Below are 21,987 nucleotides of genomic sequence, written 5' to 3' on the forward strand. Positions count from 1 at the left end.
ACAGCTCAGTTGTCGAGGAACGACCTGAGCTTGCGCGAGCGGCTGGGGTGCTTGAGCTTGCGCAGCGCCTTGGCCTCGATCTGGCGGATGCGCTCGCGCGTCACGGAGAATTGCTGGCCGACTTCTTCCAGCGTGTGATCCGTGTTCATGCCGATGCCGAAGCGCATGCGCAGCACGCGCTCCTCGCGGGGGGTGAGGGAGGCCAGCACCCGCGTCGTCGTCTCGCGCAGATTGCTCTGGATCGCGGCGTCGATGGGCAGGATGGCGTTCTTGTCCTCGATGAAGTCGCCGAGATGCGAATCCTCCTCGTCGCCGATGGGCGTTTCGAGGGAGATGGGCTCCTTGGCGATCTTCAGCACCTTGCGCACCTTCTCCAGCGGCATGCCGAGCTTCTCGGCCAGCTCCTCCGGGGTGGGCTCGCGGCCGATCTCGTGCAGCATCTGCCGCGAGGTGCGGACGATCTTGTTGATCGTCTCGATCATGTGGACCGGGATGCGGATGGTCCGCGCCTGGTCGGCGATCGAGCGGGTGATGGCCTGCCGGATCCACCACGTGGCGTAGGTGGAGAATTTGTAGCCGCGGCGGTACTCGAACTTGTCCACCGCCTTCATCAGGCCGATGTTGCCCTCCTGGATGAGGTCCAGGAACTGCAGGCCGCGGTTGGTGTATTTCTTGGCGATGGAGATGACGAGGCGCAGGTTCGCCTCCACCATTTCCTTCTTGGCCTGGCGGGCTTCCTTCTCGCCCTTCTGCACCATCTGCACGATCTTGCGGAACTCGGCGATCTCCAGGCCGGTCTCGGTGGCCAGCGCGTGGATGTCGCCGCGGATCTCGTGGATGGTGTCCTTCTCGTGCGCGACGAAGCCCTTCCAGCCGCGCGTGCCGAGCTTGGAGATGCGCAGCACCCATTTCGGGTCCAGCTCCGCGCCCATGTAGTTCTTCAGGAAGTCGTCGCGGGAGACGCCGTAGCTGTCGGCGAGACGCAGCAGGCGGCCCTCGTAGCCCACGAGGCGCTTGTTGATCTCGTAGAGCTGCTCCACCAGCGCGTCGATGCGGGCCTGGTTGAGGGACAGGCTCTTCACGTCGCCCACCAGCTCTTCCTTGAGCTTCTTCGCCTTGCGCTCCTGCGCGGGCGAGAGGGTCTCGTTCTTGAGCTTGGATTCGACGTTCTGGTCCTGCAGGCGGCGCAGCTTGGTGTAGCTGGAATGGATGCGGTCGAAGGTCTCCACCACCTTCGGCTTGATTTCCGCCTCCATGGCGGCAAGGGACATGGAATTCTCCATGTCGTCTTCCTCGCCGTCGGGGCCGGCGCCGTCGCCGAGCAGGCCGTCCTCGCCCGCCTCGGGGGCGAGGGCTGCTTCCTCGCCGAGCGCGGCGGGCGGGTTCTTGCCCTCGGGGCCGGCGTAGGTGGCTTCGAGATCGATGATGTCGCGCAGCAGCACGCGGCCTTCGGTCAGCTCGTCGCGCCAGATGATGATGGCCTGGAAGGTGAGGGGGCTCTCGCACAGGCCGGCGATCATGGCCTCGCGGCCCGCCTCGATGCGCTTGGCGATGGCGATTTCGCCCTCGCGGGAGAGCAGTTCCACCGAGCCCATCTCGCGCAGGTACATGCGCACCGGGTCGTCGGTGCGCTCGGCCGGCTCGGACTTGGTCTCGGCGCGGGCGACGGCGCGCGGGGCGGGCTCGGCCAGCTCGCCGCCTTCCGCCTCCTCCGGCTCCTCCGCCGTCTCGGTCTCCTCGGCGCCCTCTTCGGCCTCGGCTTCCTCGGCCTCGATGACGTTGATGCCCATGTCGTTGAGCATCGCCAGCGTGTCCTCGATCTGCTCGGAGGTGACTTCCTCGGAAGGCATCACCTCGTTGAGCTGCTCGTAGGTCACGTAGCCGCGCCGCTTGGCGTTCTTGATCATCTTCCGGACAGCGGCGTCGGACAGGTCGAGCAACGGCCCGTCGGGGGCGTCGGTCTCCTTCTCCGGGGCCTCTGTGGCTTCGGAAGATTGCTTCGCCATCGACTTCTCCTGCTGATCCCGCCGATTTCCAACAGCAGAACGGCGGCGCGGCTCCTCTGCCTCGCCACCTTTTGCCCTTGAACCCGGGAGCGGCCTTTTTGACGCCATCCCGTTAAACCAGCCTGAACGCGCTTCCAACCCCTATGGTCGTCGGCGGCAGGCTGCCTTCCGTTTCGTGGGCCGAAGCTTCGGCATGCACCCGCCATGCGGGCCATGCCAGAGGCTCTTGGCCAAATTGTGCCGCTCCGGCTTCAAATCCCTACAGCGACCGAACCGCCGAACGGCCGGAGGAGGCACCGAACCCCTCCACCAGCGCCTCGGTTCCGTCTATCGCCGAAAGACGCTCGCGGACATCCCTGAGCCAGGCAAAATTCGCTTCGCTCGGATCCTCCCCCAGCGTGCGCTCGGCTTCCTTCAGCTCTCTAGATAGCGCGTGAGCCTTGCGATGCAAGGCCGTGCGCTGATGCCACCAGAGCCGAACGTCGGTTTCTGCGGTATCAGAATAGGCCGGCCAGTCGTGCCGGGGGTTGGCGAGGGCCTTCACGCGGCGGGTCAAGGCGTCGAGATCGGAGCGGCCGAGCTGCTCGGCGAGGGCTTCGGCGTCCAGCCCCTCCAGGTGCGCCTCGATGAGCGCGCGGCGCAGGCGGTCGGCCTCCGGATTGGCGAAGGGGAGGCTCGATACCTCCTCTCCCGCCTCGTCCAGCAGGAAGGGGTGGTTGATGAGGCAGAACAGCAGCAGCGCCTCGTTGCGCGGCAGGGCGGCCATGGGCCCGCGCACCAGCGCGCTCCTTGCGATCTCCTGCCCGCGCGGGGCCAAGGGCGGCGCCGAGGGCTTGCCGGGAAATTTGCCGCCACGCCCCCGCCCGGGGGTAAACCCGGGCGACCAGCCTTCCCGGCTGCCACCGCCTCGGCCGGCCCCGCGGGCGCGGTCCGCCGGGGCAACAAGGGCGTTGAAGCGGCCCATCAGATCGGCCCGGTAGTGCTTGCGCACCGTCTCGTCGCCGATGGCGTTCACCACCTCGTTCAGCCGGCCTTCCAGCCCCGCCCGGCGCTCGGGCGTTTCCAGCGAGGCATTTTCGCTTTCGCGCGCCCAGAGTTCCGCCGCGAGAGGCCTCGCCTGCGCCAGAACCTGCTCCATGGCCTCGCGGCCGGATCGGCGAATCAGGTCGTCGGGGTCCTGACCTTCTGGAAGGGCCGCGAAGGAGAGGCTGCGCCCGGCCTTCAGATGCGGCAGCGCGAGGTCGATGGCGCGGTGGGCGGCGCGTCGGCCGGCCTTGTCGCCGTCGAACAGCAGCAGCGGCTCTTCCGACATGCGCCAGAGCAATTGCAGCTGCTCCTCGGTCAAAGCGGTGCCGAGCGGTGCCACCGCACCGCCGAATCCCGCCTCCACCATGGCGATCACGTCCACATAGCCTTCCACCGCGATGACGCGGGCGCCCGACTGGGCGGCGGTGCGGGCGGCAAAGCCGTTATAAAGCAGGGAGCCCTTGTGAAAGAGCGGTGTCTCCGGGGAATTGAGGTATTTCGCCGGAACGTCCTTCTGCAGCGCCCGCCCGCCGAAGGCCACCACCCGGCCCCTCAGATCGGTGATGGGAAACATCACCCGGTCGCGGAAGCGGTCGTAGGGGACGGGGATGTCCTCGCCGGCAATCAGCAGGCCCGCCTCCACCATGTCGGCGACGGAGACGCCCTCCTTGCCCAGTGCCTCCTTCAGGTTGAAGCGTTCGCCCGCCGCATAGCCGAGGCCGAACTTCTTCTGGGTCGCCGGGCCGATTTCCCGGTCGGCCAGATAGCCGCGCGCCTTGGCACCGAGGCGGGATTGCAGATTGGCCTCGAAATGCTTCGCCGCCAGCACCATCACCTCGTGGAGGGTGCGCCGCTTCTGCTCCTTGGCGGCGGCCTCCGGCGTCTCCTGCGGCAGGGACAGGCCGGCCATGGCGGCGAGCCGCTCCACCGCCTCGCCGAAGGAGGCACCCTCCGTCTCCATCAGGAAGTCGAACACGTCGCCGTGCTTGCCGGAGGAGAAGCAGTGATAGAAGCCCTTCTGGTCGTTGACGAAAAAGGAAGCCGTCTTCTCCGCGTTGAAGGGCGAGAGCCCGGCGAACTCGCGCCCCTGCTTCTTCAGCTTCACCCGACGGCCGACCACCTCCGACACCGGAAGCCGGGCACGGATCTCATCGAGAAAGGCGGGCGAAAAGCGCATGGGCAGGCGGAGCCGGCAGTCTGTTGGGGCGCGGGAGAGGGGACGCCCGGAAATCAGCCCTCCAGTCTAGCGGGAATTGGGGGGAGGGGAAACGGGGCAGTCGCCACCCCTCTCCCCTTGCGGGAGAGGGGACGGGGGTGAGGGGGCTGGCAGGGGCAGGAGCCGCCGTCGCGACGAACGTCAGGACACCCCTCAACCCCGGCCCTCTCCCGCAAGGAGAGAAGGAGGGCCGCCGGCGCCTGATGCGAGAGCAGGCTTCCTCTCTCGTTCCCTGCCGAGCTGCTCACGGTACGACCGGGCGCCGCGCCGGGACGCTGCTCCAGCCTCTTCGCGTCATCGCCCGGCGTGTCCGGGCGATCCACGGCCCGGCCGGGATGGGATTACGGCCAGCGCTCCAGCCGATGGGTGGATCCCCCGGACAAGCCGGGGGATGACGGTTGGTGTCCCGCCTCGCACCGCCCGTCATGGCCGGGCTTGTCCCGGAAGTCGGCTGTTGCCGACGTCCGCCCTTGGGAGCGGAACCCGCAAACATGCGGGTTCCGGCCATCCACGTCAGGCCGCTGGAGCGAATGTGCCCGAGGCGTATTCCCAGCCGTTCCACGTGGATGCCCGGGACAAGCCCGGGCATGACGCCTGTAAAGGAGCCCCCGCAATCCCCTCTATCCACACCCCTCGCTCGCCGCCGAATTATGTCCACAAAGTGGCGCGCTCGGCGCGGTATGGGGATGGACCGCGACGGTCACGCTGATAAGCTTCATCGTTTCAGCGGGGGGCGGGCTGACATGGATGCGGTGATCGATTTCCTCAACACCATCTTCTGGGGCTACATCCTGATCTATGGCCTGCTGGCGGTGGGCGTTTTCTTCACCCTCCGGCTCGGCTTCGTGCAGATCGTGCATTTCCCGGAGATGCTGCGCTCGGTGCTGCGCTCCAACGAGACCGACAAGTCCGGCATCACGCCCTTTCAGGCCCTGTGCACCTCGCTGGCCTCGCGCGTCGGCACCGGCAACATCGCCGGCGTCGCGGTGGCGCTGACCTTGGGCGGGCCGGGGGCGATCTTCTGGATGTGGGTGGTGGCGGCGCTCGGCATGGCCACCGCCTTCGCCGAGAGCACGCTCGCCCAGCTCTACAAGGTGAAGGACGACGAGGGCCGCTACCGCGGCGGACCGGCCTTCTACATCGCCCACGGCCTCAAGGCGCCGTGGGCCGGCGGCCTGTTCTCCGTCTGCCTCATCATCTCGTTCGGCCTGGTGTTCAACGCGGTGCAGGCCAATTCCATCGCTGATGCGGTGGAGGGCGCGTTCGGCGTGCCCAAGCTCGGAACCGGGCTGGTGGTCGCGGCGCTGTCGGGCGTCATCATCTTCGGGGGCATCGCCACCATCGCCCGCACCGCGGAATTCGTGGTGCCGTTCATGGCGCTCGCCTATGTGGGCCTCGCCTTCTACGCGCTGGCCACCCACATCTCCCTGGTGCCGAGCGTGCTCGGCCATATCGTCGGCAGCGCGTTCGGATTTGGCGCGGCGGCGGGGGGCGTCGCCGGCTCAGTGGCTGCGGCCATGATGAACGGGGTGAAGCGCGGCCTCTTTTCCAACGAGGCCGGCATGGGCAGCGCCCCCAACATCGCCGCCGTGGCGACGCCCGACCCGCACCATCCGGTGAGCCAGGGCTTCGTGCAGTCGCTGGGCGTCTTCATCGACACCATCGTCATCTGCACCGCCACCGCGCTGCTGATCCTCCTGTCGGAGGTGGTGCCCTCGGCGCAGCTCACCGGCACCCAGCTGACCCAGGCGGCGCTGGAAGTGCATGTGGGATGGCTCGGGCGCTATTTCGTGGCCATCGCCATCTTCTTCTTCGCCTTCACCTCCATCATCGGCAACTATTCTTATGCCGAGAACGCGCTGGTCTTCCTCGGCCACGGCCATGTCTCGGGGGTCGCCATCCTGCGCCTCGCGTTGCTGGCGATGGTGGTGTGGGGATCGCTGCAGAGCGTCGCCACCGTGTTCAATGCGGCGGACGCCTCCATGGGGCTCATGGCCTCCATCAACCTCATCGCCATCGTCCTGCTCTCGGGCACCGTGACGCGGCTGACGAAGGACTACCTTACGCAGCGGAAGTCCGGACGGGAGCCGGTGTTCATCGCCGACGAAATGGCCGATCTGCCGCCCGGCGTCGACCGGCAGATCTGGAGCCGCAAATGAGAAAAGGGGCGGAATCGGACCCGGCATCTGCCGAACGTCACCGATTCCGCCCCCGAACCCCACCCGGATAGGTGGTGTGAACGGCCCGGTCAGGCCGCCGTCAGCGCTTCCTTGACCCAGCCCGAGGCCTTGCCGAAATCCAGCGCGCCGGCATGGCGCTCCTTCAGCACCGCCATGGTGCGGCCCATGTCCTTGATGCCCTTGGCGTCGATCTCGGCGATCACCGCGGCGATGGCGGCGCGCGTGTCGGCCTCGGAAAGCTGTTTGGGCATAAAGACTTGGATGTAGGTAATTTCCTCGCGCTCCTGCGCGGCAAGCTCCGGGCGGCCACCCTCGTCATAGATCTTGGCGCTCTCCTCCCGCTGCTTCACCATCTTGGCGAGCAGGGCGCGCAGCTCATCGTCCGTGAGCGGGTCCTTGCCATGTCCCCGCTGCTCGATATCCCGGTCCTTGAGCGCCGCATTGATGAGGCGGAGCGTCCCGGTTCTCTTTTTATCCTGGGCCTTTAGCGCCTCTTTCAGAGCCGCGTTGATGTCGTCGCGAAGCACGATCGTCCGTCCTGTGTTGAAGCGCGCCATAAGGGTGGCGGGGCCCGGCGGCCCTCCGGCCGGCCTGGGCCGGGGCGCACAAATTCCTGCGAGAGGCGCTGGAAACGCGGCGCGCGAGCCTCTATCTAGGCGATCCATGACCAGCGAACAAGACCACGCCCCCAACGCCCCCGAGGGCTGGGCCGAGCCCCGGCCCACCGCCCTGCTCGTGCTCGCCGACGGAACGGTGCTCGAAGGCTTCGGCATCGGCGCCACCGGCCATCTTGCCGGCGAGGTGTGCTTCAACACCGCCATCACCGGCTATGAGGAAATCCTCACGGATCCTTCCTACGCCGGGCAGATCATCACCTTCACCTTCCCGCACATCGGCAATGTGGGCACCAACGAAGAGGACATCGAGACGGTGTCCATGGCCTCGGCCTCCGGCGTGCGCGGCGTGGTGCTGCGCACGGCCGTGACGGACCCGTCCAACTACCGCGCGACCCGCCATTTCGACGACTGGCTGAAGGCCCGCGGCATCCCCGGCATCACCGGCATCGACACGCGCGCGCTGACCGCCCTGATCCGTGAGGCGGGCATGCCCAATGCGGTCATCGCCCACGCCCCGGACGGCGTGTTCGACATCGAGACGCTGAAGAAAGAAGCCCGCGCCTGGCCCGGCCTTGTGGGTATGGACCTCGTTCCCGGCGTCACCTCCATCCAGCGCTTCGACTGGGACGAGACCACCTGGGACCCCGAGACCGGCTACGGCCGGCAGGAGGCGCCGCAGCATCATGTGGTCGCCATCGACTATGGCGTGAAGCGCAACATCCTGCGCCTGCTCGCCCGCGCGGGCTGCAAGGTCACGGTGGTGCCCGCCACCACCTCGGCCGAGGACATCCTCGCGCTCCAGCCGGATGGCGTGTTCCTGTCCAACGGCCCCGGCGATCCGGCGGCGACGGGGGAATATGCGGTGCCGGTCATCCAGAAGGTGATCGAGAAGGGGGTGCCCACGTTTGGCATCTGCCTCGGCCACCAGATGATCGGCCTCGCCGTTGGCGGCCGGACGGTGAAGATGCACCAGGGGCACCATGGCGCGAACCACCCGGTGAAGGACCTCACGACCGGCAAGGTGGAGATCACCTCCATGAACCACGGTTTCGCCGTGGACCGCGACAGCCTGCCGAAGAACGCGGTGGAGACCCACGTCTCCCTGTTCGACGGCTCCAACGCCGGCATCGCGCTGGCGGACAAGCCGGTCTTCTCGGTGCAGTACCACCCCGAGGCGAGCCCTGGCCCGCAGGACAGCCACTATCTGTTCGACCGCTTCGTCGAGATGATCGAGAAGCACAAGGCGGCCTGAGCCATCTTCGCTCGACAAGAAAAAGGGCCGGCGCGCAAGTGCCGGCCCTTTTCTTTTGTCGGTTCGTGCGGCGCGCAGGCTAGTTCAGGAACTCGCCATGCTCCGCCACATGCCTGGCGAGGCCGAGGGTATGTTCGCGCACGAGGCGCTCGGCGAGGTCCGGATCGCGCTTCTCGATGGCTTCCACGATATGCGTGTGGTCCACGATGGAGCGCTGGGCGCGATGCGCCTGGCCGATCGTGACCTTCCGGACGCCCCGCATGTGGGGAAACAGGTTCTCCGTCGTCTCCGCGATGAGGGCGCAGCCGGACATGCGGATGATGAGCTTGTGGAAGGCGAGGTTCGCCTCGGAATATTCGGAGACGAACTCTTCCGGGTTGCGGTTGGAGAAGGAGCGGACGTTCTCGCGCAACTGGCGGATCTCCGCCTCGGTGGCCCGTTCGCAGGCGAGCCGCGCCGCCATGCTCTCCAGCGCCGCCCACACCGTGATCATCTCGATCACTTCCTGCTTGGTCTTGCGCACCACGAAGATGCCCCGGCGGGGCACGGAGCGCACGAAGCCCTCCTGCTCAAGCAGCGTCATGGCCTCGCGGATGGGCGTGCGTGATACCCCGAGCTTCTCGGAAAGCTGGCGCTCTTCGAGACGGATCTCCTCGGGATGGCTGTAGATGTCCATCTCCATGATGGCCGCCTTCAGCGCCTTGTAGGCCTTCATCCGGAAGCTCGATTCCGTTTCGATCGGCTTCACGTTGATATCCTGGTACGTCATCGCACCCCTTCGCCTTAGGCTCGCGGCATTCAGTCGGGTCTGAAGTGATTCCCGTGTTGCGCACCAAATACATCATATCAGATGCGAGAAGGAGCGTGCTTGCAAGCAATGCCGCAGGCATCGCCTAGTCTTGCGGCGATGCAGCATGTTCTGCGCACATGCGGGACGCTTCTTGCGTTGACAGGATGTATTTTGAATACCACGATGTTTGAAGGGGAGACGGGCGACAACAAGGCCCCACCCTGTCCGGCGGACACTGGCCGGGCAATTGGCGAACATTCGCCAGGGGAGGACACGCCAATGATGACCGTGGACGACATCCTGCGGGAAAAACGTGACACCCGCATCATCACCCTGCGCATGCACGAGACGGTGGCTGACGCCGTGCTCGTCATGAAGCGGGAGAACATCTCTTCCGTCATTATCAAGGACGTCTGCCGCACCGAGGGCAACACGGTGGTGGGCGTCTTTTCCGAGCGCGACGTGACGCGCGCGGTGCTGGAGCATGGCGCCAACACGCCGAAGGTGGTGCTGGCCTCCCTGCTCAAGCGCGAGGTGATCTCCTGCGCGCTGAGCGACACCATCGAGACCGTGCTGCGCCTGATGGTGGAGCACCAGGTACGCCATCTGCCGGTGATGGAAAGCTACGCGCTGGTGGGTGTCATCAGCGCCACCGACCTCATGCGCCATTACCTCAAGGAATCGGAATCCCACCCGTCGCCTGAAGCTGTGTCGGGGGGCATCGAGGCCGGCCTCGCCGCGCTGCGCTGAGGCGCGGAACCATTCGGAGCCGCCCGTACCCCGTTGCGGCTCCGAAGCTTTTCCAACTTTCGTCTAAGAATGGTTCAAATCCCGTTTGCGGACGGACGAGGGCAGTGTTACAGTTCTGTATCTGGCATACGTAATTCAAAACTTGAAATGCCAGGGGCGTTCCTCCCGATTGTATCTCTGGGGGCACGTCCAAGCCGGCGCAGACCGGCATGAAGCAATGGGCAGGAAATTCCGGGAGTGGGTGCATGGGCAAGGCGCTTGACGGCGTGCGCGTCCTGGATATGACGCACGTTCAGTCCGGCCCCTCGGCGACGCAGCTTCTTGCGTGGCTGGGCGCGGATGTCATCAAGGTGGAAATGCCGCGGCGCGGGGACATCACCCGCTCGCAGCTCAGGGACAAGTCCAACGTGGACAGTCTCTATTTCACCATGCTCAACGCCAATAAGAAGAGCGTCACCCTCAACATCAAGACCCCCGCCGGCCAGGAGGCGCTCAACCGCCTCGTAGAGACCTGCGATGTGCTGGTCGAGAATTTCGGCCCCGGCGTTCTTGAGCGTCAGGGCTTCGGCTACGAGAGCCTTCGCGCTCGCAATCCGCGCCTGATCTATGCCTCCATCCGGGGCTTCGCCGAAGCCTCCGGCGTGGATGCCAAGGCTTACGAGACCATCGCCCAGGCCATGGGCGGCGCCATGAGCACCACGGGCTGGCGCTCCGGCCCGCCGACGGCCTCCAGCGCGCAGATCGGGGATACCGGCACCGGCATCCATTGCGTGGCCGGCATTCTCGCCGCCTTGTTTCAGCGCACCATGACGGGCGGGGGACAGAAGGTGGACGTGGCCATGCAGGACTGCGTGGTGAACCTTCTTCGCGTGAAGCTGCGCGACCAGCAGCGGCTTGATGCGGGCGCGCTTGCGGAATATCCCGGCGCGCCCTCCGGCGATTGCGTGCCACGGGCGGGCAATTGCTCCGGCGGCGGCCAGCCCGGCGCCGCCCTGCGCTGCGCGCCCGGCGGCGAGAACGATTATTGCTACGTCATCATCCAGCCCCAGGGCTGGGCGCCGCTGATGCGGCTGGTCGGCCGCAAGGACCTGATCGACGATCCCAAGTTCGCCTCCCACGAGGCGCGCGCCCAGCGGCTGGAGCAGTGCTTCGAGATCATCGAGCGCTGGACCGTCCGGCGCACCAAGTTCGAGGTGATGGAGGCGCTCAACGCCATCGACGTGCCCTGCGGGCCGGTGCTCTCCACCAAGGACATCCTGGATGATCGCGCGCTCTACGACCGCGGCTTCCTCGTGGAAGTGCCGCACCCGGAGCGCGGGACCTATGTGACGGTCGGCTCGCCCATCGCGCTGTCCGCCAATCATGTGCCGGTGGAGCGCGCGCCGCTTCTCGGCGAGCACACCGACGAAGTCCTCGCGAGCGTGGGCTTCTCGGCCGAAGAAATCGCCGGCATGCGTGCCGCCGGTGCCGTCTGACGGGGAGAAAACGACCCGTCCGAAAAACGAAACGCCGCGCCACGAGGGACAATAAGAGGGTGGGGCGGTCAATCAGATCAAAAATAAAAGAATGGTCTAAGGGGTAGGAATAATGAGCGAAATGGCAGTGAAGGCGCCAGCGACGAATCGCTGGCTTCAGTTGGTCGCCGGCGTCGTCTGCATGGTGGCAGCAGCAAACATTCAGTATTCGTGGACCCTGTTTGTTCCCGAGATCGTCACAGCGCACGGCTGGACCCGCGCGTCCGTTCAGGTCGCCTTCACCGTCTTCGTGGTGGTGCAGACCTGGCTCACGCCCATCGAGGGCTACTTCATCGACAAGTACGGCCCGCGCGTGATGGTGCTGGTCGGTGGCTTCTTCACCGGCCTCAGCTGGGTGTTGAATTCCTACGCCGGATCGTTGACCGCGCTTTATGTGGCCGCGGCTGTCGGCGGCATCGGCGTGGGCTGCGTCTACGCCACCTGCGTGAATGCCGCGCTGAAGTGGTTCCCGGATCGGCGCGGCCTCGCGGTCGGCCTCACCGCTGCCGGCTATGGCTCGGGCACGGTGCTGACCATCCTGCCCATCGCCGCCATGATCAAGTCGAGCGGCTATCAGGAAACCTTCTTCACCTTCGGCCTCGTGCAGGGCGCGGTGATCATGCTGGCCGCCGGCTTCCTGCGGGCTCCGGCCAAGACCGAGGTGACCTTCTCCTCGACGGTGGCCCAGTCCCGCCGGGACTACACGCTGGGAGAAGCGCTGCGCACCCCCGTGTTCTACGTGATGCTGACCATGTTCGTCCTCACCGTCTCCGGCGGCCTGATGGCGGTGGCGCAGCTGGGCGTGATCGCCGAGGACCTCGGCGTGAAGCACATCAACGTCGACCTGTACTTCTTCGCCATGGCCGCGCTGCCCTTCGCGCTGATGCTGGACCGCATCCTGAATGGGTTCTCGCGTCCCTTCTTCGGCTGGATCTCGGACCACATCGGCCGCGAGAAGACGATGTTCTTCGCCTTCGCCCTGGAAGGTATCGGCATCGTCGCCCTCGGGACGTTCGGTACCAATCCCTGGGCGTTCATCATCCTCTCGGGCGTCGTCTTCCTTGCCTGGGGTGAGGTCTACTCCCTGTTCTCGGCAACCGCCGCGGACACCTTCGGATCGAAGCACATCGGCAAGATCTACGGCATGCTCTACACCGCGAAGGGCTTCGCCGCCCTTCTGGTGCCGCTGGCCAACCTGCTGATGGAGGCGACCGGCACCTGGACGACCGTGCTCTACACGGTCGCCGCCATGGACCTCACCGCCGCCTTCGCCGCCCTCTTCGTCCTGCGGCCCATGCTCGCCCGCCATCACCGGCTCAATGCCGAGGCTGCGGCTGCGGCGACGGCCACGCGCCAGGCAACCGCCTGAACGGGACGATCTGAACGACCGAACCGGGCGGTGCTGCCGCCGCCCGGTTCGAGGTGATCAGGGCCAATGCGTGGCATCGGGTTTTTAACCGAGCCTCAAAGCCCCCATGAACACGCGAGGCTTCGGCCGCGCGAGACAGAGTCCCTCCACCGCCATTTGGCGGTCCCTCAAGCCCCGGCTCCGGCCGGGGCTTTTTTCGTCTTATGGGGCTTTCGGTCGACGAGAATGGGGGCGCGACAGGTCGCTGTCGACGCACCGGTCCGCCTTTGCTCACGAAGCGGAGTGGCTTGGCAGGTCCAAGGCAAGAATGTAGAAGACGAATATGAGCTAATATATTTCTATTCAGATCAGTAATTTGCAAGACGTGGTCTGTTTTTAGGCCGATGCAATTGGTGAGCTAGACTGGTGCTTATTTGGATGGCCGAAGATTGATCGGCGCCGATATATGATGGGTCCGATGCAATACGGCTCCGTTAGCCAAAAATACAGCAGGAAGTAACGGTTACATAGCCGTAACGGCATTCTGTATACCAGATTCCTGGGGCATTTTCTCCCGCGGTTCGCGAACGGGGCGATCAACGTCCCGAACAAGAATGGCGACCGTCACGGGCCGTTCATCGCACACGATGATCCCCAGTGAGAAAGGGAAGGAAATGGCTCAGAATTCCGCAGCGCCTGTCGGCGGCCCCATGGGAGGGCGTTGGCTGCAACTGCTCATCGGCGTCATCTGCATGTCGATGATCGCCAATCTTCAGTATGGGTGGACGCTGTTCGTCGAACCCATGAACGAGAAGCACCAGTGGGGCCGCGCCTCCATTCAGGTCGCCTTCACCATCTTCGTGCTGTTCGAGACTTGGCTGGTCCCTGTCGAGGGCTGGTTCGTGGACAAGTTCGGCCCGCGGATCGTCGTGTTCATCGGCGGTATCCTGTGCGCGTTGTCCTGGTATCTGAATTCGCGGGCGGATAGCCTCGCCATGCTTTACGTCTCGGCTGCCCTCGGCGGAACTGGCGCGGGTGCGGTGTATGGTACCTGCGTCGGCTCGGCGCTGAAGTGGTTCCCCGACCGCCGCGGTCTTGCCGCCGGCATCACCGCCGCCGGTTTCGGCGCCGGCTCCGCGCTCACGATCGTGCCCATCGCGGCCATGATCAAGTCGCAGGGCTACGAGCACACCTTTCTGTTCTTCGGCTTGCTGCAGGGCATCGTGGTGATGGTGCTCTCGCTGCTGCTCCGGGCGCCGAAGGAGGGCCAGCTGCCCCCGGTCAAGGTGTCCGCCACCCAAAGCCGCCGCAACTACGGGCCGGGCGAGATGGTGAAGGCCCCGGTGTTCTGGGTCATGTACCTGATGTTCGTGCTGGTGGCGGCGGGCGGCCTGATGGCGACCGCGCAGCTCGGCTCCATCGCCAAGGACTTCAAGATCGCCGACGTGCCGGTCTCGATCCTCGGCCTGACCATGCCGGCGCTGACCTTCGCGCTGTCCATCGACCGCGTGCTGAACGGCCTCACCCGTCCGTTCTTCGGCTGGGTGTCGGACAACATCGGCCGTGAGAACACCATGTTCATCGCTTTCGGCCTCGAGGCCGTGGGTGTGCTGGCCCTGGCGCACTTCGGCTCCAATCCGGTGCTGTTCGTGCTGCTGACCGGCCTCGTGTTCTTCGCCTGGGGCGAGATCTACTCACTCTTCCCGGCCACCTGCGGCGACACCTTCGGCGGCAAGTACGCCACCACCAACGCCGGCCTCCTCTATACCGCCAAGGGCACGGCCTCGCTGGTGGTGCCGATGGCCTCGGTGGCCGTGGCCAGCCTCGGCAACTGGGACCTGGTGTTCATGATCACCGCTGCGGTCAACGCGATCGCCGCTCTCATGGCCATCTTCGTGCTGAAGCCGATGCGCAGCCGCTTCGTGGCCGGTGCGGCCGCCGAGGCGACTGCCGAGCCGGCGCGCGCGAAGGTCACCGGCTGAGGCTCTGCCTCTTCATTTGGCCCACCTACCCCGGGCCCAACTTGAGGGAGCGGCTTGCCGCTCCCTTTCTTCAATTGCCGCGCGGAGCAGAATGGGCGAACGGACCCGCATGGACCATCACGAGGGTCGAGATCGAGCCTCTCGTGTCGGAGGCCGGTGCACTCTGCATGCGGGCAAACCCCGGCTCGGGCGTCTGCAACAGGACATCCTCGATCGGGATGCCGGGGCCGCCGGCCACCGTCATGTACGGCTTCTGGGCCGTGAGCCCGTTGGCAGCGAAGGTGAGGACGATCCCGAAAAGGCCGAAAGCCGTAAGCTCAAGCGCGTTCATAACTCTCTCCCGGCATGATGCCGAAGGGATGCGGCGCGTTCCGCCGGGCCTGATTTCGGTCGCCCGACGCTTCCGCGTCCCGGTACGACCGTCTTGTACCGCGTTCGCCTGCCTCCGTGGTATACAAAATACGCAGGGGCGGACCCGCAATGCTGCATAGCAGCATTGCCCGGCCCAGCCGACAAGCGCGCACAAGCGCGCAGGCGCTAGCCTGACAAAGACGACCGTTCAGGCCTGGGCGAGGGCGCCGAGGTGGGCGATAAGACCGGCCGTCGAGCCCGATGCGTCGGGCGGGAGCGATCCGCCTTCCACGGCCGGAAGGAATTGGGTCGCCAACTCCTTCCCCAGCTCCACGCCCCATTGGTCGAAGGCGTTGATCCCCCAGACCGCCGCCTCGACGAACACCCGATGCTCATAGAGCGCGATGATGCGGCCGAGGGAGAACGGGTCGAGCTCGGCATATGCCAGCGTTATGGAGGGTCGGTCTCCGGGGAAGACGCGATGGGGCGCGATAGCGGCGACCTGATCTGCGTCGAAGCCCTTCCCGACCAGCTGCGCCGCGGCTTCCTCCAGCGTGCGCCCACGCATGAGCGCTTCCGCCTGCGCCAGGCAATTGGCCACCAGAAGGTTCTGGTGGGGCTTCAGGTTCGGCTCATGCCCTTGCGCCGCGATCAGGAATTCCACGGGCACGGTGTCGGTGCCCTGGTGGAGCAGCTGGAAGAAGGCATGCTGGGCATTCGTGCCCGGCTCACCCCATACGATGGGGCCGGTTCCGCGCGAGACCGGGCGGCCTTCGCGCGTCACGCTCTTGCCATTGCTCTCCATGTCAAGCTGCTGGAGATACGCAGGCAGGCGCGCAAGGCGCTGGTCGTAGGGAATGATGGCGCGGCTCGGGAAGCGGCAGACGTTGCGGTGCCACAGGCCGACGAGGCCGAGCAGCACCGGCATGTTCTGGTCGAGCGGCGCGGAGCGGAAATGCTCGTCCATCGCCGCCGCGCCGGCAAGGAATTCGCCGAAGCGGTCCGGGCCGATGGCGACCATCACCGGAAGGCCGATGGCCGACCACACCGAATAGCGGCCGCCCACCCAGTCCCAGAAGCCGAAGGTCCGCTCTCGCGAAATGCCGAAAGCCTCCACCCGATCGAGCGCCGTCGAGACGGCGGCGAAGTGGTCGCCCACTGCCGCCTCGCCGAGGGCATCCGCGATGAAGGCCCGCGCCGTTCCCGCGTTGCACATGGTCTCGACGGTGGTGAAGGTCTTGGAGGCGACGATGAACAGCGTCGTCGCCGGGTTCAGCCCCTTGAGCGTGTCGGCGATGTGGGCGCCGTCCACATTGGAGACGAAGTGGCAGCGCGGCCCATCGTGATAGGGCGCCAGAGCGCCGGCCACCATGGCCGGCCCGAGGTCCGACCCGCCGATCCCGATGTTGACCACATCGGTGAAGGCGTTGCCCCGCGCACCCGCGATCCGCCCCTCGCGCACCGCATACGCGAAGTTTGCGAGGTTGCGCAGGGTTTCGTCGATGCCGGTCTTCACATCGATGCCGTCGACGGTAATGCCGTCATCCGAGCGGTTGCGGAGCGCGGTGTGGAGTACCGCCCTGTCCTCGGTGAGATTGATGTGGTCGCCGGCAAACATGGCGTCCCTCATCTGCTCGACGCCGGCCGCCCGGGCGAGATCCATTAGCAGGGCCAGCGTCTCGTCGGTGATCGCGGTCTTCGAGAAGTCCAGCAGCAGGTCGCCATAGCTGGTCGAGAAGCGCTCGAAGCGGTCGGCAGCGGTGAACAGATCGGCGATGCGCCCGGTCCGGCCTTTCCAGGCGGCATCGAGGGCGGCAAAGGCGGCGTCGGTCGCGCTCGGATCGGGGTGCGTCATGGATCTGACCTCCTTTCAGGGGCACCACATCACGTCGACAGGCGCGCGTGCCCTCAGGACGGCGCGGACGGGCAAGTCCTCGACCGGGCCGCTGGCGCAGGCGCGCTCCAACACGGCGCGCTTGGTCATGCCCTCGATGTGCAGCACCAGGGTGTCGGCTGAAACCAGCCGGGGCAGGGTGAAGGTGATGCGCGGTTCGCCCGCCGCATCGGCCCGCACGGCGATGAGGGCTTCGGGCGCGGACGGGTCGATGGCCGCCGCAAGGGTTTCGGCGCCAGGGAAGAAGGACGCGGTGTGTCCATCGTCGCCCATCCCCAGCACCACGGCCGCGAAAGGGGCGGGGAGGGTGGCGATCGCGGCCGTTGCCATTGCAAGGCCATCCTCCGGCGTCGCGGCGCCGGTATAGAGCGGCACGAAGCGGGCGGCGGAGGCCGGCCCTTGCAGCAGATGGCGTCGCACCAGGGCGGCGTTGGAGCGTTCCGACGTCTCAGGAACCCAACGCTCGTCCACGAGCGTCACCGCGACCCGGCTCCAATCGATGGGCGCGCCGGACAGCATTTCGAAAAAGGCCACCGGGGTCCGCCCGCCCGAGACGGCGAGGCTCGCGCTTCCGTCGCGGGCGATGCGGCCGCGCAGGGCCTCGGCCACGTGGGCGGCCAGCGCCCGGGCGAGGCCCGCGGAATCGTCGTAGGTGTTGAGGGCGATCGGAGTGGTCGACAGGGTCACGGAGGCCTCAGGCGTCATCGGTCCAGGTGCGCCCATCCCGTTCGATCAGGGCGATGGCGGCGGATGGCCCCCATGTCCCGGCCGTGTAAGGCTTGGGCTGGTCGCGCGAGCCACGCCACGCATCGAGAATGGGGTCCACCCAGCGCCAGGCGGCTTCCACCTCGTCGCGGCGCATGAACAGGGTCTGGTTGCCCCGCACGACATCCATGATAAGCCGCTCATAGGCATCCGGGTTCCGCACGCCGAAGACGGATGCGAAGCTCATGTCGAGCGGGACGTGCTGCAAACGCATGCCGCCGGGGCCGGGGTCCTTGATCATGAGCCAGAGTTTCACGCCCTCGTCCGGCTGCAGGCGGATGACGAGGCGGTTCGCCATGATCGGACCGGCGTGGCCGTCGAACACCGAATGGGGGATCGGCCGGAAGGCGACGACGATCTCGGAGACCCGCGACGCGAGCCGCTTGCCCGTGCGCAGATAGAACGGCACGCCGGACCAGCGCCAGTTGCCGATCTCCGCCTTGATGGCGACAAAGGTCTCGGTGTCGCTTTCGCCGGAGCCGAGTTCCTCCAGATAGCCTGGCACCGCCCCGCCGGCGGAGGCGCCGGCGCGATACTGGCCGCGCACCGTCACCTGCGCGAAATTGCTCTCGTTGATGGGCTCCAGTGCCTTGAGCACCTTCAGCTTCTCGTCGCGCACTGCGTCGGCGTCGAGCGACACCGGCGGCTCCATGGCGACGAGACATAGGAGCTGGAGGATATGGTTCTGCACCATGTCGCGCAGCGCCCCGGCCGTATCGTAATAGCCGGCGCGGCCGGCGGTGCCGATGCTCTCCGCCACGGTGATCTGCACGTGGTCGATGTGGGCGTTGTTCCAAACCGGCTCGAACAAGGCGTTGGCGAACCTGAGCGCCATGAGGTTCTGCACCGTCTCCTTGCCGAGATAATGGTCGATGCGGAACACCGCCTCTTCGCGGAAGACGCGCCCCACCGCCGCATTCACCTTCTGGGCGGAGGCGAGATCCTTGCCCACAGGCTTCTCCACCACCACCCGCGAGAGGTCGGTGACAAGGCCGAATGCGCCGATGCGCGCGCAGATGGGATCGAACAGGTCCGGCCCCACCGCCAGGTAGAACACGCGGACGCGGTCCTCTCCGGTCTTCAGGATCTCGGCGAGATCGGACCAGCCTTCGTCCGACTGGGCGTCGACGGCGACATAGCTCAGCCGCGCAAGGAAGCGGGCAAGCACGGCCTGATCCACGTCCTCCACGCCATCCGCAACGCCGAGGGCATCGCGGGCGAAGGCACGGAAATCCTCGTCAGGGAGGGGGCGGCGCGAGGTGCCGATGATGCGGGCTTCGTCCGGGATCTGGCCGGCGAGATCCCGCTCGAACAGGGCCGGGAGAAGTTTGCGGCGAGCGAGATCGCCGGTTGCGCCGAAGACGACGATATCGAAGAGCTCGACAGTGACCACGCGCGCGACCATCCGGCCTTTCTCCTGTCTGGGCGGCCTTTCGCCCGTTGCGCCGATCATCCGATCCTCGACCGGATCAAGGTCTGAAGATCAAGGTCCGGCCGCAGCGGCGCGAGGGCAGTCTAGAGCAGGCATCGAGCGGATGGCACCGCAATCCGGCCGGAGTCCGCCTCTATTCCCACGGTGAGGAGACAGCCGAGTGACGGGCGGGCGAACAGCGCAGGCGACGAGCCTCGAAACGCAAAACCGCGCGACGAGGGTCGCGCGGATGCACAGCTTGCAAACCAACTGAGGAGACGCGTCCGACGGTCAGCTCGAATGCCCGGCGTTGCGGACCTCAGCGACCTGGGTGCTTCAGCGGGTGGTGGGGCGCGGCTTGGACGGGATGAGGCCTTCGCGCTGGGCGCGCTTACGGGCCAGCTTGCGGGCGCGGCGGATGGCTTCGGCCTCCTCGCGGGCGCGCTTCTCGGACGGCTTCTCGTAGTGGCCACGCAGCTTCATCTCGCGGAAGATCCCCTCGCGCTGCATCTTCTTCTTGAGCGCCTTGAGGGCCTGATCGACGTTGTTATCGCGGACGAGAACTTGCACGTGTTTACCTCTTCGAGCTGTTGCGCCGAGCCGGTGCCTAACCTGATTTGAAACATCGGACCGCAGAAGACGGCGCGTGCGCCTGACCTCGACCTGTCCGAAAGAAGCGCTCTCTTACCAGAAGAGGTGCAGCTTGTCCACACGCCTCGCGCGGGCGGAAAACGGGGGCGGCGCCTTGCGCCGGCTCACTTTCGCGGACGCCGGCGTCACCGGAACATGGTGCGGCGCCGGCTCAGCAGCCGGAGGCGGGCAACGCGGATTCGCCCTGCGTGCGGGCCATGAATATGGCGCCCCCGCTCCTCTGCGCTTCGCGACATAGAGCATCGAGTTCACTGCGGATGGCGGCGTCGGAAAAGCAGGTCGCCGCCTCGCGGATGCCCTGCATGAAGCGCAGCTCGATCTGGATCACGCGCCAGCTGCAATAGCGCCCCGACCGGGCCATGTGCCGCGCGAGGTCCCGCAGCCACTCGGAGAAGCGGTCCTTGATGCGATCGTCGGACAAAGACATCTGCCACCACAGTTTCGATGTGCGCCCGGGCGGTACTTTAAAACCACCCAGACCGACCGAGTCATGCGTCAAACGCTGCGGCGCGTCATCAGGGCGATTCGTCTCAGTCCGTAGCGGAAGAGCCGGCTTAAGAGATCAGCAGCCTTCGCTGTCCGGAAGGTTGGCGCAGGCCTGTGGATCGCGCGCGACCCGCACCACATGGCCCATCTTGCGGCCGGCGCGGGCCTCTTCCTTGCCATAGAGGTGGACGTGCGTGCCGGGCTCCGCGAGCAGCGCGTGCCAGTCATGCACGTCGGCACCGATGAGATTGGTCATCTGCGCCCGGCCGAGGCGGGACACCTCGCCGAGCGGCCAGCCGGCGATGGCGCGGACATGCTGCTCGAATTGGGACGTGACCGCGCCGTCCTGGGTCCAGTGACCGCTGTTGTGCACACGGGGCGCAATCTCATTCACGATCACCCGCTCGCTCGAGCCCTGGCAGACCACGAACATCTCGACCGCGAACACGCCCTCGTATTCGAGCGCGTCGCCGATGTCCCGCGCCATGGCGCGCGCCTTGCGGGCGGCCTCGGGGGTGAGCGTGGCGGGGACCGTGGAGGTGTGCAGGATATGCTCGCGGTGGACGTTCTCGGTCACATCGTAGGCGCAGAATGCGCCGTCGGCCCGCCGGGCGGCCACCACCGAGACCTCGCGGGAAAAGCTGACGAAGCCCTCAAGGATCGCGCTCTGCCTTCCGAGCGCGTGCCACGCCGCGGTGAGGTCCTCGCCGGGGCGGATCATCACCTGCCCCTTGCCGTCATAGCCGAAGCGGCGCGTCTTCAGCACCGCGGGCAGTCCGAGCTGTACGACCGCGACTTCAAGGTCGGCGAGGCTGTCCACGGCGGCGAACGGCGCGGTCTCGATGCCGAGGTCGCGCACGAAGCTCTTTTCCGCGAGCCGGTCCTGCGTGATGGCCAGGGCCTTGGCACCGGGCCGAAGCGGCACGCGCGCGGCGAGGAATTCGGCGGTGGCCAGCGGCACGTTCTCGAATTCGTAGGTCACGACATCGACGCCGGCGGCGAACCGCGCCAGCGCGTCGAAATCGTCATAGGCGGCGCAAAAATGCGCGGCGCTCACATGGAAGGCGGGGCTGTCCTTGTCCGGGCACAGGACGTGCGCCTTGAGACCGAGCTCCGCCGCCGCGAGGGCGATCATGCGGCCGAGCTGGCCGCCGCCGAGTATGCCGATGACGCTGCCGGGACGAAGCATGTCAGACCGGCCGTTCCGCCACCGCATCGGTGCGCGCGGCGCGCCAGGCGTCGAGCCGCTCGGCGAGGGCAGGGTCCGAGAGGGCCAGGACAGCCGCCGCGAGAAGGGCCGCGTTTGTTGCCCCCGCGACACCGATGGCCAGCGTTCCCACCGGGATGCCGGCCGGCATCTGTACGATGGAGTAGAGACTGTCGAGGCCGGACAGCGCCTTGGACTGAACCGGCACGCCGAATACCGGCAGGGAGGTCAGCGCCGCCACCATTCCGGGCAAATGGGCCGCGCCGCCGGCACCGGCGATGATCACCTTGAAGCCGTCCGCCCGCGCGCTCCGGGCGAAGGCATACATGCGATCGGGCGTGCGATGGGCGGAGACGATGCGGCAGTCGTGCGAAATCCCGAGCGCCTCCAGCGTTTCTGCTGCGTGGCGCATGGTCTCCCAATCGGACTGGCTGCCCATGATGACGGCAACGTCAGCCGTGCTCATCCCTCGAACCTTCGCGAAATAGGAAAGTGCGGGCTTTATAGGAATGGCGCGGCCGCGGCAAGGGGAAAGCGGTGG

18 protein-coding genes are annotated in these 21,987 nt (G+C 66.5%); 6 read left to right on the top strand and 12 right to left on the bottom strand.

The window, feature by feature from the left end:
- Positions 1–5: 5 nt before the first annotated feature.
- On the bottom strand, positions 6–2,006 hold the full coding sequence (gene rpoD, locus J2126_RS19715; protein WP_209488549.1) for an RNA polymerase sigma factor RpoD: 2,001 nt from the start codon (positions 2,004–2,006) through the stop codon (positions 6–8).
- Between the two features lie 259 nt (positions 2,007–2,265).
- Positions 2,266–4,209, bottom strand: a complete 1,944-nt coding sequence (gene dnaG, locus J2126_RS19720; RefSeq protein WP_209488550.1) for a DNA primase — start codon at positions 4,207–4,209, stop codon at positions 2,266–2,268.
- A gap of 782 nt (positions 4,210–4,991) precedes the next feature.
- Here dnaG and J2126_RS19725 point away from each other — a divergent pair.
- Positions 4,992–6,407, top strand: coding sequence for an alanine/glycine:cation symporter family protein (locus J2126_RS19725; protein WP_209488551.1), 1,416 nt, complete (start codon positions 4,992–4,994; stop codon positions 6,405–6,407).
- Between the two features lie 89 nt (positions 6,408–6,496).
- On the opposite strand, the gene J2126_RS19730 is transcribed toward J2126_RS19725, so the two are convergent.
- Positions 6,497–6,955, bottom strand: coding sequence for a GatB/YqeY domain-containing protein (locus J2126_RS19730; RefSeq protein WP_348634351.1), 459 nt, complete (start codon positions 6,953–6,955; stop codon positions 6,497–6,499).
- A gap of 136 nt (positions 6,956–7,091) precedes the next feature.
- Here J2126_RS19730 and carA point away from each other — a divergent pair, with 136 nt between their 5' ends.
- Positions 7,092–8,297: a glutamine-hydrolyzing carbamoyl-phosphate synthase small subunit gene (carA, locus tag J2126_RS19735; RefSeq protein WP_209488553.1), complete on the top strand. Its 1,206-nt coding sequence runs from the start codon at positions 7,092–7,094 to the stop codon at positions 8,295–8,297.
- Between the two features lie 79 nt (positions 8,298–8,376).
- On the opposite strand, the gene J2126_RS19740 is transcribed toward carA, so the two are convergent.
- Positions 8,377–9,066, bottom strand: a complete 690-nt coding sequence (locus tag J2126_RS19740; protein ID WP_209488554.1) for a GntR family transcriptional regulator — start codon at positions 9,064–9,066, stop codon at positions 8,377–8,379.
- Positions 9,067–9,366: 300 nt separating this feature from the next.
- Here J2126_RS19740 and J2126_RS19745 point away from each other — a divergent pair, with 300 nt between their 5' ends.
- The 4 genes from J2126_RS19745 (at position 9,367) to oxlT (J2126_RS19760) (ending at position 14,681) form a co-directional block, all read left to right on the top strand.
- Positions 9,367–9,837: a CBS domain-containing protein gene (locus tag J2126_RS19745; RefSeq protein ID WP_245327495.1), complete on the top strand. Its 471-nt coding sequence runs from the start codon at positions 9,367–9,369 to the stop codon at positions 9,835–9,837.
- 245 nt (positions 9,838–10,082) lie between these two features.
- The gene (gene frc, locus J2126_RS19750; protein ID WP_209488555.1) at positions 10,083–11,312 is read left to right on the top strand and encodes a formyl-CoA transferase; all 1,230 of its coding nucleotides are present in this window, start codon (positions 10,083–10,085) and stop codon (positions 11,310–11,312) included.
- 121 nt (positions 11,313–11,433) lie between these two features.
- The gene (gene oxlT, locus J2126_RS19755) at positions 11,434–12,720 is read left to right on the top strand and encodes an oxalate/formate MFS antiporter (protein WP_209490399.1); all 1,287 of its coding nucleotides are present in this window, start codon (positions 11,434–11,436) and stop codon (positions 12,718–12,720) included.
- Between the two features lie 653 nt (positions 12,721–13,373).
- Positions 13,374–14,681, top strand: coding sequence for an oxalate/formate MFS antiporter (gene oxlT / locus J2126_RS19760; protein WP_209488556.1), 1,308 nt, complete (start codon positions 13,374–13,376; stop codon positions 14,679–14,681).
- Positions 14,682–14,751: 70 nt separating this feature from the next.
- Here the strand turns inward: oxlT (J2126_RS19760) and J2126_RS19765 are convergent, their stop codons facing one another.
- The 8 genes from J2126_RS19765 to purE all read right to left on the bottom strand — a co-directional run bounded on the left by J2126_RS19765 (position 14,752) and on the right by purE (position 21,912).
- Positions 14,752–15,012 (bottom strand): hypothetical protein, encoded by a 261-nt coding sequence (locus J2126_RS19765; protein WP_209488557.1) that lies wholly within the window; start codon positions 15,010–15,012, stop codon positions 14,752–14,754.
- Between the two features lie 228 nt (positions 15,013–15,240).
- Complete coding sequence (gene pgi, locus J2126_RS19770; RefSeq protein ID WP_209488558.1) at positions 15,241–16,887, bottom strand: glucose-6-phosphate isomerase; 1,647 nt, start codon at positions 16,885–16,887, stop codon at positions 15,241–15,243.
- Between the two features lie 15 nt (positions 16,888–16,902).
- Positions 16,903–17,607 (bottom strand): 6-phosphogluconolactonase, encoded by a 705-nt coding sequence (gene pgl, locus J2126_RS19775; protein WP_245328030.1) that lies wholly within the window; start codon positions 17,605–17,607, stop codon positions 16,903–16,905.
- A 13-nt stretch (positions 17,608–17,620) separates the two neighbouring features.
- Positions 17,621–19,096, bottom strand: coding sequence for a glucose-6-phosphate dehydrogenase (gene zwf, locus J2126_RS19780; protein WP_209488560.1), 1,476 nt, complete (start codon positions 19,094–19,096; stop codon positions 17,621–17,623).
- A gap of 342 nt (positions 19,097–19,438) precedes the next feature.
- Positions 19,439–19,672 carry a 30S ribosomal protein S21 gene (gene rpsU, locus J2126_RS19785; RefSeq protein ID WP_029557675.1) on the bottom strand — a complete coding sequence of 78 codons (234 nt, stop codon included), beginning with the start codon at positions 19,670–19,672 and terminating at the stop codon, positions 19,439–19,441.
- A 232-nt stretch (positions 19,673–19,904) separates the two neighbouring features.
- Positions 19,905–20,180 (bottom strand): hypothetical protein, encoded by a 276-nt coding sequence (locus J2126_RS19790; protein ID WP_209488561.1) that lies wholly within the window; start codon positions 20,178–20,180, stop codon positions 19,905–19,907.
- Positions 20,181–20,315: 135 nt separating this feature from the next.
- Positions 20,316–21,428, bottom strand: a complete 1,113-nt coding sequence (locus J2126_RS19795; RefSeq protein WP_209488562.1) for a 5-(carboxyamino)imidazole ribonucleotide synthase — start codon at positions 21,426–21,428, stop codon at positions 20,316–20,318.
- A 1-nt stretch (position 21,429) separates the two neighbouring features.
- Positions 21,430–21,912, bottom strand: a complete 483-nt coding sequence (gene purE, locus J2126_RS19800) for a 5-(carboxyamino)imidazole ribonucleotide mutase (RefSeq protein WP_209488563.1) — start codon at positions 21,910–21,912, stop codon at positions 21,430–21,432.
- Positions 21,913–21,987: the final 75 nt, after the last annotated feature.

Origin of the sequence: Xanthobacter flavus (genome assembly GCF_017875275.1) — a bacterium.
Taxonomy (GTDB): Bacteria; Pseudomonadota; Alphaproteobacteria; order Rhizobiales; family Xanthobacteraceae; genus Xanthobacter; species Xanthobacter flavus_A.